The organism is Cereibacter johrii (assembly GCF_001720585.1).
Taxonomy (GTDB): domain Bacteria; phylum Pseudomonadota; class Alphaproteobacteria; order Rhodobacterales; family Rhodobacteraceae; genus Cereibacter_A; species Cereibacter_A johrii.
In genome coordinates, this window is sequence record NZ_MABH01000242.1 from 1 (window position 1) to 15,549 (window position 15,549).

Annotated in this window: 13 protein-coding genes, 1 tRNA gene and 4 pseudogenes; 12 read left to right on the top strand and 6 right to left on the bottom strand. The window is 66.8% G+C overall.

Annotated features, from left to right (window positions below; genetic code table 11):
• Positions 1-110 precede the first annotated feature (110 nt).
• Positions 111-215, top strand: a tRNA-OTHER gene (locus A9O63_RS20110).
• 572 nt (positions 216-787) lie between these two features.
• Here A9O63_RS20110 and A9O63_RS23740 read toward each other — a convergent pair.
• On the bottom strand, positions 788-892 hold the full coding sequence (locus tag A9O63_RS23740) for an integrase core domain-containing protein (RefSeq protein WP_205631861.1): 105 nt from the start codon (positions 890-892) through the stop codon (positions 788-790).
• Positions 893-1,191: 299 nt separating this feature from the next.
• On the opposite strand from A9O63_RS23740, the pseudogene A9O63_RS20115 reads away from it, so the two are divergent.
• The 4 genes and pseudogenes from A9O63_RS20115 to A9O63_RS23775 form a co-directional block, all read left to right on the top strand.
• Positions 1,192-2,124: pseudogene (locus tag A9O63_RS20115) on the top strand (IS110 family RNA-guided transposase); the annotation flags it as partial.
• A 5-nt stretch (positions 2,125-2,129) separates the two neighbouring features.
• Positions 2,130-2,270 (top strand): hypothetical protein, encoded by a 141-nt coding sequence (locus tag A9O63_RS23745; RefSeq protein ID WP_412841995.1) that lies wholly within the window; start codon positions 2,130-2,132, stop codon positions 2,268-2,270.
• 105 nt (positions 2,271-2,375) lie between these two features.
• Entirely contained in the window at positions 2,376-2,594 is a 219-nt protein-coding gene (locus tag A9O63_RS23210; RefSeq protein WP_069333485.1) for a hypothetical protein, read from the top strand.
• Positions 2,552-2,871, top strand: a pseudogene (locus A9O63_RS23775) (transposase); the annotation flags it as partial. The gene A9O63_RS23210 and the pseudogene A9O63_RS23775, both read left to right, overlap by 43 nt.
• Here the strand turns inward: A9O63_RS23775 and A9O63_RS23780 are convergent.
• Both A9O63_RS23780 and A9O63_RS22450 read right to left on the bottom strand, forming a co-directional pair.
• A pseudogene (locus tag A9O63_RS23780) lies at positions 2,869-3,143 on the bottom strand (IS630 family transposase); the annotation flags it as partial. The pseudogenes A9O63_RS23775 and A9O63_RS23780 sit on opposite strands and share 3 nt — an antisense overlap.
• Positions 3,117-3,449, bottom strand: a pseudogene (locus A9O63_RS22450) (helix-turn-helix domain-containing protein); the annotation flags it as partial. The pseudogenes A9O63_RS22450 and A9O63_RS23780, both read right to left, overlap by 27 nt.
• 165 nt (positions 3,450-3,614) lie before the next feature.
• Between A9O63_RS22450 and A9O63_RS20130 the strand changes: the two are divergent.
• Genes A9O63_RS20130 through A9O63_RS20140 form a run of 3 tightly spaced genes read left to right on the top strand, consistent with a single transcriptional unit; the run spans position 3,615 to position 7,525 of the window.
• Positions 3,615-4,055, top strand: a complete 441-nt coding sequence (locus tag A9O63_RS20130; RefSeq protein WP_141703130.1) for a hypothetical protein — start codon at positions 3,615-3,617, stop codon at positions 4,053-4,055.
• A complete protein-coding gene (locus A9O63_RS22455; RefSeq protein WP_084296090.1) occupies positions 4,048-5,973 on the top strand; it encodes a TerB family tellurite resistance protein in 1,926 nt (641 codons plus the stop codon). The genes A9O63_RS20130 and A9O63_RS22455 overlap by 8 nt, the downstream gene beginning before the upstream one ends.
• Positions 5,960-7,525 carry a GTPase family protein gene (locus tag A9O63_RS20140; RefSeq protein ID WP_069333488.1) on the top strand — a complete coding sequence of 522 codons (1,566 nt, stop codon included), beginning with the start codon at positions 5,960-5,962 and terminating at the stop codon, positions 7,523-7,525. The genes A9O63_RS22455 and A9O63_RS20140 overlap by 14 nt, the downstream gene beginning before the upstream one ends.
• 151 nt (positions 7,526-7,676) lie before the next feature.
• On the opposite strand, the gene A9O63_RS20145 is transcribed toward A9O63_RS20140, so the two are convergent.
• The 3 genes from A9O63_RS20145 to A9O63_RS20155 form a co-directional block, all read right to left on the bottom strand.
• Positions 7,677-8,525: a sugar phosphate isomerase/epimerase family protein gene (locus A9O63_RS20145; protein WP_069333489.1), complete on the bottom strand. Its 849-nt coding sequence runs from the start codon at positions 8,523-8,525 to the stop codon at positions 7,677-7,679.
• Positions 8,526-8,535: 10 nt separating this feature from the next.
• The gene (locus tag A9O63_RS20150) at positions 8,536-9,315 is read right to left on the bottom strand and encodes a TRAP transporter large permease subunit (protein ID WP_235837010.1); all 780 of its coding nucleotides are present in this window, start codon (positions 9,313-9,315) and stop codon (positions 8,536-8,538) included.
• A gap of 402 nt (positions 9,316-9,717) precedes the next feature.
• The gene (locus A9O63_RS20155) at positions 9,718-10,572 is read right to left on the bottom strand and encodes a DUF4394 domain-containing protein (RefSeq protein ID WP_069333490.1); all 855 of its coding nucleotides are present in this window, start codon (positions 10,570-10,572) and stop codon (positions 9,718-9,720) included.
• 225 nt (positions 10,573-10,797) lie between these two features.
• On the opposite strand from A9O63_RS20155, the gene A9O63_RS20160 reads away from it, so the two are divergent.
• The 4 genes from A9O63_RS20160 (at position 10,798) to A9O63_RS20175 (ending at position 15,198) form a co-directional block, all read left to right on the top strand.
• Complete coding sequence (locus tag A9O63_RS20160; protein ID WP_069333491.1) at positions 10,798-11,295, top strand: sigma-70 family RNA polymerase sigma factor; 498 nt, start codon at positions 10,798-10,800, stop codon at positions 11,293-11,295.
• Positions 11,292-11,996 (top strand): anti-sigma factor, encoded by a 705-nt coding sequence (locus A9O63_RS20165; protein ID WP_069333492.1) that lies wholly within the window; start codon positions 11,292-11,294, stop codon positions 11,994-11,996. The genes A9O63_RS20160 and A9O63_RS20165 overlap by 4 nt, the downstream gene beginning before the upstream one ends.
• Positions 11,997-12,624: 628 nt before the next feature.
• Complete coding sequence (locus A9O63_RS20170; RefSeq protein ID WP_069333493.1) at positions 12,625-12,981, top strand: glucose dehydrogenase; 357 nt, start codon at positions 12,625-12,627, stop codon at positions 12,979-12,981.
• 12 nt (positions 12,982-12,993) lie between these two features.
• Positions 12,994-15,198, top strand: a complete 2,205-nt coding sequence (locus A9O63_RS20175) for a pyrroloquinoline quinone-dependent dehydrogenase (RefSeq protein WP_069333494.1) — start codon at positions 12,994-12,996, stop codon at positions 15,196-15,198.
• The last annotated feature ends 351 nt before the right edge of the window (positions 15,199-15,549 follow it).

Genomic DNA, 15,549 nt, shown 5'->3' on the forward strand with positions numbered 1-15,549 from the left:
AGTTAAGTGCCGTCGCGCCAATGGTACTGCGTCTCAAGACGTGGGAGAGTAGGTCGCCGCCAGACCTGAAAAGAAACGAATATCCCTCAAAACGATCAAATCAAAACCGACGCGGGGTGGAGCAGCCCGGTAGCTCGTCAGGCTCATAACCTGAAGGCCGCCTCGTCAGGCTCATAACCTGAAGGCCGCAGGTTCAAATCCTGCCCCCGCAACCAGTTCATACAACCAAGCCCGTAGCTTCGCTGCGGGCTTTTGTCGTTGTCCCCAGCCCCTTGCGGCACAACGGCAAAAGCGCCCCCGGTTCCCCGAAAAGCTCGGTCACGTGCCCGGGCGCGGCTGACTGATGATGACAGCCTGGCCGGTGAAGGCCCGGTGCCGAACATGCCCTCGGCGAGCCTCTCCATCAGTCCCCCCTTGCGGTTCAGAGAAGCGTGTACGGAAAGGCGGCGAGCAATCTGCTGTGCTCCTGTCCGCTCAGGAGCCGGTATTGCCGCCGCGAGCCACTCTTGCCGATCTTGGCAGCTAACAAGGCGAGGCCAAAGGAGGCGGACGATGAGGGCCAGCGCGCGCTTGTGGTGTGAGCCGTAGTCGATCATCGGGAAGAGCTTCGATTGCTTCCGACACCTAGCCGCAGCGCCGGCCACTGGCGGGAACGCCCTGTTCGTGGCGTCCAAGAAGTTGCCGGCGACGCCGTTCGGGTCGTAGAACGGAAATGCAGTGCGCCGAGGCGGACTGGTTGAAGAGGCGCGCGCGTATCGACCCAGCGGAATCTGCACAGGTTAAGCCGCTAATGCGAATGCCTCAGCGGGGTTTTCATGTCCAACGCCTGATGTGGGCGGCGGTGGCTGTAGAAGATGATCCAGTCGCCGATTGTGCGTGTGGCGTGCTGGATGCTGTTGAAGCGTTAGCGATGGATGCACGGCTCCTTGAGGGTCCGGATGACGCGCTCCACCATGCCGTTATCCGGCATGATGAGGTCGGTGCTCGGGGCCCTGGATCTGCTCTCCTCATGGCATCCGGATCTTGGGGCATCGGGAGCACATGAGTGCGGGCAGACCGAGCTACAACAGTGGGCCGAGAGCCCGTTCCGTTATATGGTCGCCCCTGCGGCTTGCCCGGATGTGCCGAGAGCACGGATCTGTAAATGCCGCGTGCCCGTCTGCTCCCTCCTAGCAACAGGAGGAGGTCGCAATGCGCATCATTGGAATGGACATCCATCGCGTCTTTGCGGAAGCGGTGGTACTGGAAGACGGGGCCATGCGACGCCTTGGGCGCGTCGACATGGCCAGAGACAAGCTGATGGCCTTCGCATCGAGCCTGCGTCCGACCGATCACTTGGTGGTCGAGGCGACCGGTATTGCCGCGACCCTCGTTGAGATCCTCGCGCCGAAGGTGGCGCGGGTTGCGGTAGCCAACCCGCTGCAGGTCCACCTCATCGCGCGGGCAAAGACCAAGACGGACAAGATCGATGCACGTGTCCTGGCGCAGCTCTACGCGGCAGGATTCCTGCCCGAGGTCTGGAGCCCGGATGCGGAGACCCAGGTACGGCGCAGACAGGTCAGGCGGCGCAATCAGCTGGTGAAGAGTCGCGTGCGCTTGAAGGCCATCGTGCAGTCCATCCTTCACGCACATCTCGTGCCCCGCTATCCGCATCTGGATCTCTTCGGGATCAAGGGTCGCGCCTGGGTTCTGGCCCAGGACGTGCCGACGGATGAGCGCGCAGCGATCGCCAGGCACATCGAGGAGTATGACAGGCAGACCGCGGCGCAGCGGCTGGTCGAGCAGGATATCGCCCGAGCAGCCATGCCCGATGCGGATGTCAGGCGGCTGATGACGATCCCGGGTGTCGACATGGTTGTGGCGGTCGGGGTCATGGCAGCGATCGGTTGCGTGAGCCGCTTCGCATCGGCGGATCAGCTATCGGCTTACCTGGGACTGCACCCGAGTGTGCGGCAGTCCGGCGATGGCCCGGCCTATCATGGGCGGATCACCAAGCGCGGTCGGAGCGATGCGCGTCATCTCCTGGTCGAGGCAGCCTGGCAGGCCGTTCGGAGCCCCGGACCGCTCCGCTCCTTTTACAAGCGGGTCAAGGCGCGCCGGGGCGCGCATGTAATGTCGAAGGCCTGGCAATACGCAACTTGGACAAGATGAAGGGAACCTGGGGGTGGAAGGCGATCACGGCCACGAGGGTGGATGGCTGTCAGCCTATAGAGGGGTCTCATGCTGGAGGGGGCAGAACCCACGATGCTCGCCCTGATCCGTTGGCATAGTGATGCTATTGCTCTGCGACGCTTCAAGACCCGATGAGCGGCGTCGGCTCTTTGGTCATTTGGTTTCCTTGGCGAACCTGAACCGGTTTGCGAAGGAGAACGCTGATGACGAAGACGACCTACGTCGGGCTGGATGTCCACGCCGACACGATCGCCGTAGCCACTGCAGACGAGGGCCGCGACGGAGAAGTCCGGTTTCACGGGGTGATCCCGAACACGGCCGACGCCGTGCTGCGTCTGACGAAGAGGCTGAAGGCGGCGGATCGAATCCGGCCTTCTGCTACGAAGCGGGCCCCTGCGGCTACGGCCTGCACCGGCTGCTGACGAAGCTCGGCTTCGAATGCGCCGTCGTGGCGCCCGCGCACATTCCCCGGCGTGCGGGCGACCGGGTCAAGACCAACCGGCGTGATGCCGAGATGCTCGCACGCCTATGGCGCGCGGGCGAGCTGACGCCGAGGCGCTGCGCGCGCTTCGCGGCGTCAACACTACCATCCCGGCGACGGTGGTGGCCGAGGTCGGAGACTTCGGGTGGTTCGAGACGCCCCGGCAGCTGATGGCCTGGCTCGGCCTCGTCCCCAGCGAGCACTCCAGCGGCTCCACTCATGTTGGCCGCTCGGCCCTTCTTCAGCGGCAGCCGCGGCTGGGTCCGGTCGAGCGGCTGGATCTGAGATTTCTCGTCGACGCAGAGCACAACCGCCCGGTCCGGCGGATCGAGGTAGAGCCCCACGATCTCGGTGACCTTCTCCTCGAGCATCGGGTCGTTCGAGACCTTGAACCCCTTCACGATATGCGCCCCACGCTCGAGGGCGATATGCCCACCGCCTCGGACATCGTCGCGCGGCTCCAGTGCGTGGCATTGAACGGCGTTTCCTGCACGGTCTTCGCGATCACCCTCAGCCGAACCTCCCTGGGCAGGGGCGGCTCTCCAGAGGGCCGCGTCTTGTCCCGATTGAGCCCCGGCACGCCTTCGTCATGATACCGCTCCTGCCAGCGCCAGACCGTCTGCTTCGACAGGCCCGTCCGCCGCATGATCTCGATGGTGCCCTGACCTTCCGCCGTCGCCAGCACGATCGCGGCACGCCAGCCAAGCTTGCGCGGCGTGTTGCGGTTGCTCAGCAAAGCTTGAAGCTCGGCGCGGTCGGCGGGGCCAAGGTAAAGGCAGATGTCGGCGCGTCTCATCCGCCGACCATGCTACAGAGCGGCACAGTCCGGAATCCTATGTCAGGTGCAGAACACTAGTGCCCGACGTTCTGTCCCTCCCATGGTCCAACGGGAGCATTGCAAATTGCGGTATCGGCGTCCTACGTTGGACTTGCCGAACGCCAAAGAGTTTTGGAGCCACCATTGTCCACCACTGTTCCGAATGAAGAGCTTGCGGCTGCTCTCGCCGAAGTGTCCAGATCGCAACCGCTCCGTTTGATGCTGGGCAGGATCGAGCGTCTGAACGTTTCGGCCGACGTGAAGGCCCTGCTGCGGGACCTGGCCAGGATCACGCTTCGCGTGGGCGAGGCCGTGGTCTCCATCGGGCGCAAGATCATCGATTTCGCCTTCGAACTGGTGAAGTCCTATCCCAGCACCACCTTCGGTCTCGCCACCGGGCTGATCGTGGGAACGCTTGTTGCCGGCATTCCACTGCTCGGGCCGCTGCTCGGCCCCATCCTGACGCCACTTCTCTCTGCCTTCGGTCTGACGCTGGGCGCGCTGGAGGATCTCAAGGATGGGGGAGTCCGCCGACGCATCGACGCCCTCGAGCGGTCTGTAGCCACGGTGCTGGCGAATGCCTGAAATCGCCGCGACGGCTTCTGATCTCGATTTCGAGGGCGTCCACCAAGTCATTGCCGAGCCGCTCCGCCTGAAGCACAAACTGGCCATCGGGGAAGACGCCTACGCCTCGATGAGAGTGATCAGGAGTGCCTCCGACCTTGCCGTGGCGGGAGGAAGCGCTGCTGCGGGCGGAGCCATTGCCGCGTCCTCGACGGTGGCCGGCACCTTCTTCGGCGGCGGGCTGCTCCCCGCCCTGGGCCTCGGGACGGCAGTGACGCCCGTCGGCTGGGTGGTGGGCGCGGCCATGGTTACGGGTGGCGTCGCTCTCGGTGTCACCCGGCTGTGGCGAACCTACGAGCGCTCACGGGTGCATGCGATCCCAGCCTTCATCAACACGCCGCTCGACGTGCTGGGGATGAGCCTTTTCGACCTCATGGCGGGGCTCGCGCTGAAGCTCTGCGAGGCCGGCGACGGCATCGACGAAGAGGAGCGGGCGATTATCCGCGAGATTTTCATCAAGGAGTGGGGCTTCGATCCGCACTATGTCGCGTATGCCCTTCCGGTGGTCGAGGACGCCGTCGCCGGTCGGACCCTCGAAGACCTCGCCCGCTCCCTGGCGCAGTTTCAGCGCGACAACCCGGATTGCAACGCACAGGCGATGCATGCCGACCTGATCCTCTTCCTCACCGAGGTGGCCGAGGCGGACGGGCGGATCGACAAGGGCGAGGCGTCGGCCATTGCCCGGGTCGACGCCATCTTCCGCGACGCCAACAGGGGCCTCCTGTCGCGCGCGGGCAGCCTGATCTCCGGCTGGACGTTCAGGGGCAGGGCTGTGGCGGGTGATCCCGCCGTAAGCTCCTATCTCAACGCCGTGGTGGATCTCGCCCGTTCGGGCGAGAGCGAGAAGCTGATGAAGACGGCAACGGTGCCGGCTTTGACCCTCTGGCTCCTCGGGCGGACGGGTGCCGGCAAGTCGTCGCTCGTGCAGGCCCTCACGGGGGCGAGCGCTGCCCAGGTCGGCAACGGCTTCACCTCCTGCACGAGAACGGCCGTGGCCTACGACCATCCAGTCGAGACGCCTGTGCTGCGGTTTCTCGATACAAGGGGTCTGGCCGAGGTGGGGTACGATCCCGCGGAGGACCTGGCGGCTTGCGAAAAGGGCAGCCACGCGATCCTGGCGATCGCACGGCTGGACGATCCGGTTCAGGGAGAACTGGCCGAGGTGCTTGCAACCGTCCGCCGCCGGCGCCCGGAAATCCCGATCCTCGTGATCCATACCGGCGCCGACCTCGTCGAGGATGCCGAGGCACGGGCAAGGGCACGGGCGACGACACAGGCCCGGCTCGACGCCGCCGTTGGCGAACCTTTGCCCTCGGTGGAGACAGCCTTGTCCCCGTCCACGCTGCAGGATGCGCCTCCGGCGGACCTGGTCGAGGCGCTGTCGAAGATCCTGCCCGAGACCGCGCTCATCCTGATGGATGAGGACGCGAAGGATGCGGAGAGCCGGGCGTTCTCCAGGAATAGGGCGATGGTGCTGTGGTTCGCCGCTGCGGCGGCCGCCACGGACGCGGCTCCTGTCGTCGGCCTCGTCACCGTGCCGGGTCTGCAAGGAGCGTTGCTGCATCGGCTCGCTGCAGCCTATGGTATCGAATGGAACAAGGCTCGCATGGCAGCCTTTGCTGCGGCCCTTGGCACCTCAGTCGTTCTGCGGGCGGGTGTTGAACTCCTGCTCCGGCAGGCAGTGAAGCTGGTGCCAGCCTATGGACAGACCGTCGGGGCCGCATCGGCCGCCACGATCAGCTTTTCCACGACGCTTGCCCTCGGCCGGGCTGCCGCCGCATGGCTGCACCATGAGGCGCGAGGCGAGCCGATGTCGCCCGCGGACCTGCAGCAACGCTACCGCGATGCCTTGGGGAGGGCGATGCTTGCGCGTTCCTGACATTCTGCGCCGTCTGCTGCGTTGGGACCGCCTTGGCCTGGTCCTGCTCCTCGTCCTGCCGACGCTCACGACCTCGGCCCTGGGCTTTCTCTGGCTGCGGGAACGCCAGCTGCTTCTGCCATTCCTGGCCGCCGTGGCCGGGGTCGGCGCGATCTTCGTTGTGGTCCGAAGCCTGGCCCGCCTGATCCTGCGGCCGCGCAAGACCGACGCACCGCCTCCGACCCTGCCCGAGATCCGGGCCGAGCCGGACTGGACGGCCCAGGAGCGCGCGGCCTTCGATACGGCACGCCGGATGATCCGCAAGGCACCCGCCACGTCCTCTTGGCCGGATCTTCCCCGGCAGGCTCTGCAGGTGGTCGAGCATGTCGCGGTCACCCTCTCGGACGGGAAACGCTCCGCCCTCGACTTTTCCGTTCCCGAGGCGTTGCTCCTCGCGGACACGGTCATCATCCGCTACCGCGCCATCCTGCGCAGCCATGTGCCTTTCGTGGATCAGCTCAACGTCGGAACGGCCTTCTGGGCCTACAGACATCGGAACGTGGCGAAGGCTCTCGGTACCTGGGGCATGCGCGGCTGGAGGATCTACCGCCTTCTCTCCAATCCGCCAGCCGGGATGCTTCAGGAACTGAGCGGGTTCCTCCACTCCGGCGTTAGCGAGACGCTCTCGGAAAGCTTCCAGCGGGAACTGCGGGAACTTCTGCTCGAAGAAGTGGCCCATGCGGCCGTCCAGCTCTACTCGGGTCGGATGCGCTTCTCGGATGCCGAGCTGCTGGGAATGGAGTTGGAGACCAGCGGCCGGGATCGAGAGAGCCTTGCCCGGCCCGACGAGCCGGTGCGTATCCTCGTGGTCGGGCAGATCAGTGCCGGCAAGTCGACGCTGGTCAACGCGATCCTGCGCGAGAACCTGACTGAGACCGATATGGCGCCGACCACGGATCGCCTGATTGCCTACGATGTCGAGATAGCCGGTGTGCCGTGCCGCCTGCTCGACACGATGGGTCTCGACGGCTCTGCAGGCGTTCGGGACCGGGTCGCGGCCGAGATGATGCAGTCCGATCTCGTCCTGTGGGCGGTTCGCGCCGATCGGCCCGCACGGGCGCCGGATGCCGCGCTGATGCAGGCGTTCCAGACACTGTGCGCCTCGCAGCCCAACCGGCGGTTCGCACGGATCGTCGCCATCGCGACCTTCGCCGACCGCCTTGTTTCCGTCCGGGACGCGCCGGAAGGCTGGCTGCCACCGACTGACCGCACCCGTCTCTCCGAGGCGATGCACGCGATCTCAAACGAGCTCTCTATCCCTCTTCCGCGTCCGGTCTGCGCCGAGGAGCCCGAATGGAACGTCGATGTCGTAACGGCGGAGTTGGAGGCAGCCTTGGGTGAGGCCCTGATGACTCAGCGCAATCGGCGCAGGCATCAGGGGGATACATCGCGAAGCACCTGGGATGAGCTTGGTCGGGCTTGGCGCGGCGGCTATGGGCTCGCAGCGCAGTTCGGCGGCCGGTTGCGAAAGCGCGCGGTTGGAGAGGACATCTCCGGCACCAGGTCATCCTGACCTGATGCTGCCCGCGAGAACTGCCGCGCGAACGCCCTGCGCTAAGGGCCTCGGCACTTTGCCCCGAGCGATCGCCCGCCCTCGACGGATGGTACGCCATGACCTTCGGCGCACCGTCGTTGCCTCTTTCGCGGATCCGTCCGGCCGTGCATCAGAACCCGCAGCGGTCGAACAGTGCCCGGCCCTCTTCCGCAACCTCGCAACCATCGGCAAAAAGCGGACGCCAGCTGGCCACGCCGGCGGCGACGTCGGGATGGGAAACGGCCGAGGAGAAGGCCTCCACTCCCACCAGGCCCGCGTATCCCGCGTCCTTCAGCCATGCGAACAGGGGCTCGAAGCGGATCGTCCCGGCAGAAAGCCTTCCGCGGTGGTTCTGGTCGATCTCAAAGTACGCCAGATGCGGGAGCGCGGTGCCGAGGGCGGCGAGCATGTCGTCCTCCTCGATGTTCATGTGGAACGTGTCGAGATGCAGCCCCACGTTTGGCCTGCCGATTGCCTCGACAAGCCGCACCCCCTCGGCCGCGGTGTTCACGAGATTCGATTCGTATCGATTTACCACCTCCAGCGTCAGCAGCATGCCGCTTGCTGCCGCCTCGTCGGCCAAGCGGGCCAGCCCCTCGGCAGAAGCTTCGAACTGGCCGGCCACCGGGGCCTGCGCGGCCTTGCCGAAGGCGCCGTAGAGAATGCCGCCCATTCGTGGCGCCCCCATGTCTCGCGCCAGCGCCAGAGCCACCCGATGCCGTGCAAGCCCGCGCGCCGCCACCTCGGCATCGGTGCTGGAGATGTCGGTGTCGGGCCCGAGCGGCGAGGTCGTTAGTGGAACCACGCCTTCGGCGGCGCAAAAGCGGGCGATGCGGGCGGGATCGATCGTCTCGGGGTCGCGCAGGGGGATCACCAGATGGCCGTAGCCGTGGGCCGCCGCGCGGGCCGCCGCCCGCTCGCCGCCCTCGCTGCTCCAGCGGGGAAGCCATGTGTAGCTGTGGATGGATCGGCGATTCATTACTTCTCCTTCAGCGGAACATTAGTTTCGGCAGGAACAGCACGACCCCGGGCAGGAAGACGAGCAGCAGCGTGACGAGGAAGACCGAAAGCAGCAGCGGCAGGGACTCGCGCGTGTAGGCGCCAACCTTGACCTTCAGGATCGAGCAGACGGTGTACATCGCCGTCCCAATGGGCGGGGTGAAGTTACCGATCGTGGCCGCGATAATGAAGACGATGCCAAAATGGACGGGATCGCCCCCAAGGTTGCGAATGAGCGGTAGGAAGATTGGCGTCAGCATGATGATCAGCACCGTCGCATCCACCACGAAACCCGCGAGGATGGTGAAGGTCGCGATCAGCGCCATCACGGCGTATAGGTTGTCGGTCAGCCCCAGCATGGCGCTCGAGACCAGCTCCGGGATCCGCTCGAGCACGATGCCGTAGCCGAAGATCGCCGAAAGCGCGACGAGGAAGATCACCGCGCCGATATCGCCGAGGCTGACCTCGAGCGCCTCAATGAAGCTTCTCCCCGTCAGCCGGCGATAGATGGCGACGCCCACGAAGAGCGCATAGACGACCGCCGCGGCTCCGATCTCGGAGAGGGTGAAGACCCCACTGCGCAGCCCCACTAGCAGGATGACCGGAAAGAGTAGCGCCCACGAGCCGCCGCGGAAGGCGTGGCCGGCCTCGGCCAGGGTCGGGCGGCGGTCGCGCTCGGGCGGATAGCCGCGCCGGCGCGCAGTGATCGAGACGGCGATCGACAGGCCGGTCGCCAGCATCAGCGCAGAGATCAGTCCGGCCGCGAACATCGCCCCGCGGCATCGGGGGAGCGTCGAGGGGTCCTCCTCTCGGCCGCGGCCGGGGGCGAGAGGGGATGGGTTTGGGAAAGCCGACAGAGACCGGTCGACCAGAGGTCATGGGCAGCGTACCCCAGGAATGGGAACCGCCTCGATACGGGGGTCGTAGTCCGATCCGGCGCTTGCGGAGCTGCCAGTTCTTGCGCTGAAAGACCCGTTGGACGGTCGGCCTTTTCCGGTCACGACCGCGATGGACCGGGCCTACGCAATTACCCAGTGGGCCGGCTCGCCCATGACCGAGATCCCTGGCAACGACCGATCCTGTCCCTTCGGTCGGGCTGTCGCTCTCCCGGAAAAGCCTCCCGACGCGAGGGTCGAGAGGCTCGTTGGTCTTCCGCTTTCGTCCGAAGCGGATTACATGCCCCGCGAGAGAGCAAAGCCGCTGAAGCCGCCCATGCCCAGATCGGCGAGCTCGCTTGCGGCACCGCTGGCCAGGTCGATCGAGTAGAGGCCCGCGGTCTCTTCGCCCTCGATCTGCAGGATGGCATAGGCCATGTCCGAGCCCTCTTCCGGCGAGACGATGTCGAACCCGCCCCAATAGCTCACGTCGATCGGCGCGCCATCGACCGTCAGCTGGCCCACGGAGGCCAGCGTGCCGTCGTTGTTGGCGAGCGTCACCAGAGCATCGGCATTGGCATCGAGCGCATATTGCGCGGTCGACGACGCCTTGGCCCCGGAAATGGCATTGGTATAGGCATTGGCGAAGATCAGCGGCTCGCGGCCGGCCGACATGTCACCCTCGGCATAATAGGCGTCGGTGAAGCGGCGAACGGAATTTGCGCGCTCGTCCTTGTCGCCAAACCCGTCAGGGAAATACACGAGGTTCGAGCCATCCGCCCCGACCGCGCGCACGGCGTCGATCTGGTTGTTGAAGTCGAAGGCCACGGCGCCGTCACCGATCATGGCATCGTCCATGAAGCGGGCGCCGAGGTCGGTCAGCGTGCCGGTGGCCGGATCGACCTCGTAGATCATGCCGTCGGCATAGCCCAGCAGCTGCCCGGTGACGGGGCGATAGGCGATCGCGCGCAGCGGCGCCGAAAGCGCATGGGTCTTCACGGTGCCGGGCATGGCGATGTCCGCCATGGTGACCAGCGTGCTGCCCTTCTCGGCAAGGGCATAGCCCATGACGCCGGCATGGTCGTCGGCCAGTGCGGCAGTGCCGAAGGTGAGCGTCGCGGCGGTCAGGGCGAGAGTGTTCTTGCAGGCCATCGGTAACGTCCTTTTCTGCTTGCGTTGGACCACTCCCTGTGGGCCAACTCGTCGAAGTCACGGTGCAGGTGGCATCGGAGTTTCAGCGCGGGACGATTTTTTTCGACGGTGAGAGCGATAGACAGCCTGACGGACGAGACCTCCGGTAACCGCTCCGGGCGCGCGGCGGCGACGGGGCCGAGCACGCCCCGGACCGACCTCGAGGCACTGATCGCCCGGTGCGCCATGGGTGACCGGGGCGCGTTTGAATCGCTCTATGATGCCACCAGCGGGAAACTTCATGCGGCCTGCTGTCGTATCCTGGGGCGTGGACAGGGGGCCGAGGATGCAATGCAGGACGCCTACGTCAAGATCTGGACCCATGCCGGTCGGTATCGCGTGACAGGCCACTCGCCGATGACCTGGCTCATCACGATCGCGCGCAACACGGCCATCGATCGTCTGCGGGCTCAGCGCAGGGGCGGCGATGTCACCGAATATCACGACATCCACCCTGCCGCCGGATCCAACCCGGAGACCAGGATGCTGGCGCGTGCCGAGGCGGGGCGCATCCGGGCCTGTCTGGAGGAGCTGGGCGCAGACCGTCGCCGCGCCATCACCGGGGCCTATCTGGACGGGTTGAGCTATGCGGAACTGGCGGAGCGCGCCGGAATTCCGCTGAACACCATGCGCACATGGCTGAGACGCGGCCTCATGGCGCTCAAGGACTGCGTGGCCAGATGAGCGATCTTTCGGAAAGCGCCACGCCCGACGATGACATGCTCGCGGCCGAATATGCGATGGGCCTGTTGGAGGGCGACGAGCATCGCGCAGTCCGCGCGCGCGTGGCGCGCGATCCGGGTTTCGCCGCACGGGTGACCGAATGGGAGGCGCAGCTGTCGCAGATGGCGGATCTGGACCCGATTGCCGCGCCCCAGGCCGCCCGTGCCGCACTGATGGCACGTCTTTTCCCCGCTCCGCGGCGGCTTCCCCTCTGGCAGCGGCTGGGATTGTGGCAGGCCCTCGCCGGTGGCGCGATCACGGCGGCCCTCGTTCTGGCGTTCGTGGCCTTCCAGCCGAACGAGCGGACCAGGGCAACGGCGCTCTACTCTGCCGAGATCGCCTCGAACGAGGGGGATTTCCGCGTCGTTGCGCTGGTCGACCTGCAGTCGGAGGAGGTCATCCTCGCCCGAACCGCCGGCGCGGCACCCGAAGGGCGTATCCTGCAGGTCTGGGCCCATGGGCCGGACGAGCCCGCGCAATCCGTCGGTCTCTGGCCGGAGGGCGACAGTGTGCGCCTTCGGCTGCCTGCCGAGATTGCTGCAGTGCAGGGTGTCCTGACGCTGGGTGTCTCCGAGGAGCCTCCCGGCGGGTCGCCGACGGGCCGACCCTCCGGAAGGGTCTTCGGCACGGTTGACATCCCGCTCGTGCAAGCCGAGCTGTGACGCGCATCGGACGGCGCCTCGGCTACTCCTTTGCCGCCGGAAGCGGTGGAACCAGCGATCGATCGCGATGCGGTTCGTTCGGACGGCCGCTCTCGGGCTTTGCGGCAGTTTCCACGCCGCAACGCCGAGAGAGCGCTGCCAGCCCTTCGTGGTGATGGGTGGCGTTTCCTCGGTTAGACCGCGCACCTGAGCTCGGGTGAGCACGGCGATTGTGCGCCCCCGCAACCCGTTCAAGCCACCTCAGCTATCCGGGATACGCCGCCCCTCCGGCGGTTTTCTTTTGCCGCATCTTCAGAAAGCGCGACTCTGCGCGTCCGCGTCGCGGCAGGACCGGTGGCTCCGCCTCGGGCGCGAGTGGCGCGCCGCGGATGGGCCGGACGTCGATGTGCTCTCGCCCAGATCCTGCAGGCTCAGGAGTGCCATCCGCCGCCTCTGCGAGATCGGAGTGGCCGTCATCGCCAGGGCCTGCAGGTCGGCGCCGGGCGCCCGGAGCCGCGCCTTGTGGGCCGCGCCGGGCGGGCCAGTGGGCCGCACGAGGCAACGCTTGGGGGCGAGGCGGAAGGAACATCGGCGGACTGCAGGTGTTCGGTAAAGACTCCCTGTGGTGCGACAGAGTTACGGAGGCGGAATGACTGCACATGAGATTCATCATCCTCGTCGACGGGGCAACTGGGCGCTGACGACGCTCGCCATCGTCTGCCTCTTGCTGGGCATCACGCTTCTCGCCGGAGGCGTCTGGCTCATCGTGCTCGGCGGCAGCTGGTATTACGGCATCGCCGGGCTGGGCCTTCTGCTGGTTGGAGTTCTCTTGTTCCGACGCTCTTTCGCGGCCGTATGGCTCTATCTTGCAGTCTGGGCGGGCACGGTCCTCTGGGCCTTCTGGGAGGTCGGAACCGACTGGTGGGCACAAATGCCGCGCCTGGTCGGGCCGACGCTCATCCTCATCCTCGTCCTTCTCTGCATTCCCGCGCTTCGGCGCCGCTGACGGGAGCTGGCCATGCCGATCCATCCCCTTCGTTCCCTCCCCCTTCTGGCGTTGATCGCCGCAACCCCCCTCGCCGCGCAGGTGCAGCCCGCCCAAGGTCTGCCGGAAGCCGATGTGGCGCCACAGCAAGCCGAGCCTTCGCCGGACGCGCAACCCGGAGGCGCAGGCGACGCCCCGCAGGGGCAGACCGAGCAGGCAGCGCCGGAGGGGGCAGCCTCTCCGGAGGCCGGCACGGAAGCGGCGCCCGCGGGCACCAGTGTCGCGCAAGCGGAGGCCGAGGCTCAGGCCCTTGTGGAGCGGCCTGCGCAGCCGCAGCCCGAGGTGGGGGCGGACTGGCCCTTCTGGGGCGGCGATGCGCAGGCCACGCGATATTCGCCGCTGGACGAGATCACTCCGGAGAATGTGGCGGGCCTCGAGCGGGCCTTCGTCTACCGCACCGGCGACATGCCGAGCGCCGAGGCGGACGGCAAATACTCGCCGGAGACCACGCCTCTCAAGATCGGCGATGACCTCCTGATGTGTTCCGCCATGAACATCCTCATCTCCATCGATGCGGCGACCGGAGAGGAGAACTGGCGCTACGATCCCGGCGTGCCCGCAGAAGCCATTCCCTACGGCGCCTCGTGCCGCGGGGTCTCGATCTACACCGATCCGGCGGCCGCGGAGGGGACGCTCTGCGCGACGCGGGTGATCGAGGGCACGCTCGACGCCAAACTCGTCGCCGTCGACGCCTTCACGGGCGACCCGTGCGAGGGGTTCGGCGAGAACGGCACGGTGGATCTCTGGCAGGATATCGGCGAGCGGGTGCCCGGCTGGTATTCGGTCACGGCCCCGCCCGCCGTGGTGCGCGGAATCCTCGTGACCGGCGCTCAGGTGAAGGACGGTCAGGCCGAGGACGCACCCTCGGGAGTGGTCCGCGGCTATGACGCGGTCACCGGCGATCTCGTCTGGGCCTGGGACCTTGCGGCTCCCGAGGCCAATCGCGCCGGCCCGCCCGCAGGAGAGGTCTATACGCGCGGCACGCCCAACATGTGGACGACCGCCGTCGCCGACGAAGAGCTGGGATATGTCTACCTGCCGCTTGGCAATTCCTCGGTGGACTATTACGGCTCGAACCGGTCGGAGGCGGAGAATGCCTTCGCCACCTCGCTGGTGGCCCTCGACGCCACGACGGGCGAGGAGGTCTGGCACTTCCAGACGGTCCGGCACGATGTCTGGGACTACGATCTCGGCAGCCAGCCCACGCTCCTCGACTGGCAGGGCACGCCGGCGATCCTCCTGCCCTCGAAACAGGGCGATCTCTATATCCTCGACCGGGCCACCGGAGAGCCGTTGACGCCGATGGAAGAGCTGACCGGCCTGCCGCAGGGCGATGTGGAGCCCGACTACATCTCGCCGACCCAGCCTGCCTCGGCCTGGGCCACGCTGCGGATGCCGCCGCTCGAGCCCAGGGACGCCTGGGGCTTCACCGCGATCGACCAGCTCTGGTGCCGCATCCAGTTCCACCGCGCCAATTACGAGGGCTATTTCACGCCCCCCTCCAGCGACCGGCCGTGGATCCAGTATCCGGGCTACAACGGCGGGTCCGACTGGGGATCGGTCGCGGTGGACAGCCAGCGGGGCCTCATCATCGCGAACTACAACGATGTGCCGAACTACAACCGGCTCGTTCCGCGCGACGAGGTCGAGAGTGTGCCGATCCACGAGCAGGAGAGCGGCGCGCAGGCCGGCGAGAATGCCGAAGGCGCGGCCGACCCTCAGGCGGGATCTCCCTATGGGATCAGCGTCAATGCCGGCTGGCGCAACGAGATGACGGGCATTCCCTGCGTGCGGCCTCCCTACGGCCATATCCGCGCGATCGATCTGGAAACGGGTGAGACGGTCTGGGATCGCCCCTTCGGCACCGCGCGCCGCAACGGCCCCTTCGGCATTCCGTCCTACCTGCCGTTCGACATCGGCACGCCCAACAACGGCGGCTCGGTCGTGACCGCCGGCGGGGTGATCTTCATGGGCGCCGCGACCGACAACCTCTTCCGGGCGATCGATGTGGAGACGGGCGAGACGCTCTGGCAGGATGTCCTGCCGGCGGGAGCACAGGCCAACCCGATCACTTACGAGGTCGACGGCCGCCAGTATGTGATGATCGCCGCCGTCGGCCATCACTTCATGGAGACCGGCGTCGGCGACTGGATGATCGCCTATGCGCTGCCGCAGTAAGTGACGGGCTGGACCGATCCAAGGCGCCGCCAGGGGTGAGGTCGGGTCTCGGGGAGAACCGCCAAGCCCCTGGCCCTGGCGGCGATCCGCGAGACTCTTCCTCGCCGGTGACCCGATCGGATCGGTCGCCTCTCCCGCAGTGTTCTCCGCCTGACGTCCCTGACATCCCGCGAGCGGCGCGCGAACGCTGCGGCGGCTCGGGCGGGGGGGCCGGCCCCGCTCCGAAGGAGACGCGGGTCTCCCGGGCAAGGGCATCGCGTCGCGGACAGGTGCGCGGACGGCGCCGCGGGGGCGCGTGGCGAGGTGAGCCTCAAGGATGCGGACCCTTCAACGCAGGCATCTGGCACTCAG